The 1264-nt window shown below is 41.5% G+C and carries 1 protein-coding gene and 2 rRNA genes; all 3 read right to left on the minus strand.

All coding sequences use genetic code 11. From position 1 onward, the window contains the following. Positions 1–209: 209 nt before the first annotated feature. Entirely contained in the window at positions 210–440 is a 231-nt protein-coding gene (locus FG384_RS19475) for a pro-sigmaK processing inhibitor BofA family protein (protein WP_142644347.1), read from the minus strand. A gap of 319 nt (positions 441–759) precedes the next feature. Continuing rightward, positions 760–873, minus strand: a 5S ribosomal RNA gene (rrf, locus tag FG384_RS19480). A gap of 139 nt (positions 874–1012) precedes the next feature. After that, positions 1013–1128 (minus strand): 5S ribosomal RNA (gene rrf / locus FG384_RS19485). Between the last annotated feature and the right edge of the window lie 136 nt (positions 1129–1264).

The following is a 1264-nucleotide window of genomic DNA, read 5'->3' on the forward strand; positions in this document are numbered from 1 at the left end:
CTCATTTTGTTTTGCTGGCATCATCATTAAATGATGTCAAAATTGTTTGCTATCGGACTAACCGAAGTTAGTCTATCAAGCTATATGTCTTAACGTTTTGCATGTTCAGTTTTCAATGTTCATGTTGTGCGCCGTTTCGTTTACCTCTTGGCGACTTCTACAATATTACACTCTTAACAATCATACGTCAACACTTTTTTAAAAAAAGTTTATATGAATTTAAAAATTGATGTTACAGAAGCTACGCCAGGTATTCCTAACACTACTACAACCACACCTGTAAACAAATTAACAGGGATTGTATAACCAAATAAACCTAAAAGTAAATGCATCCCAAATAATAATAAAATCGAAAATCCTATACGAAATAGAAAGAATGATAGTCCTTCCATTACGTTTGAAAATGATTTTCTAAACATCAATAACAATATTTGGATCATACACAAAAAAAAGGCACAACCGATGACTCGGTAACGACTTCTTAATGCCTAGCGACGTTCTACTCTCACAGGGGAAAACCCTCGACTACCATCGACGCGAGAGCTTAACTTCCGTGTTCGGGCTGCGAAAGCAGATGAACCGCAGATTTCTTCGTCAGCTGCAGTCGATCTATTCTCGCGTATGTTATACGCTCCGAGTCTCTCGAACTCTTTGTTCTTTTACTTTCTCGCTACTCATCTTACAGTTTGCCTTCGGCATTTTATTTTTTCGATCATACACAAAAAAAGCCGTTACCGATGACTCGGTAACGACCTTAGTGCCTAGCGACGTTCTACTCTCACAGGGGGAAACCCCCAACTACCATCGACGCTGAAGAGCTTAACTTCCGTGTTCGGTATGGGAACGGGTGTGACCTCTTNGTTATACGCTCCGAGTCTCTCTTCTTTGCTTCCTCGAACTCTTTGTTCCTCTACTTTCTCGCTACTCATCTTACAGTTTGCCTTCGGCATTTTATTTTCTCGTTCATATACAAAAAAAGCCGCTACCAATGACTCGGTAACGACTTCTTAGTGCCTAGCGACGTTCTACTCTCACAGGGGGAAACCCCCAACTACCATCGACGCTGAAGAGCTTAACTTCCGTGTTCGGTATGGGAACGGGTGTGACCTCTTCGCCATCATCACTAGACAATGAGTGCTTGTTCTTTCAAAACTGGATAAACGACATATCGACAAACAAATTCTATTTGGTTAAGTCCTCGATCGATTAGTATTCGTCAGCTGCACGTGTCGCCACGCTTCCACCCCGAACCTATCTACCTCAT

Origin of the sequence: Psychrobacillus vulpis, from assembly GCF_006861825.1 — a bacterium.
In the GTDB taxonomy this organism is placed as follows: Bacteria; Bacillota; Bacilli; order Bacillales_A; family Planococcaceae; genus Psychrobacillus; species Psychrobacillus vulpis.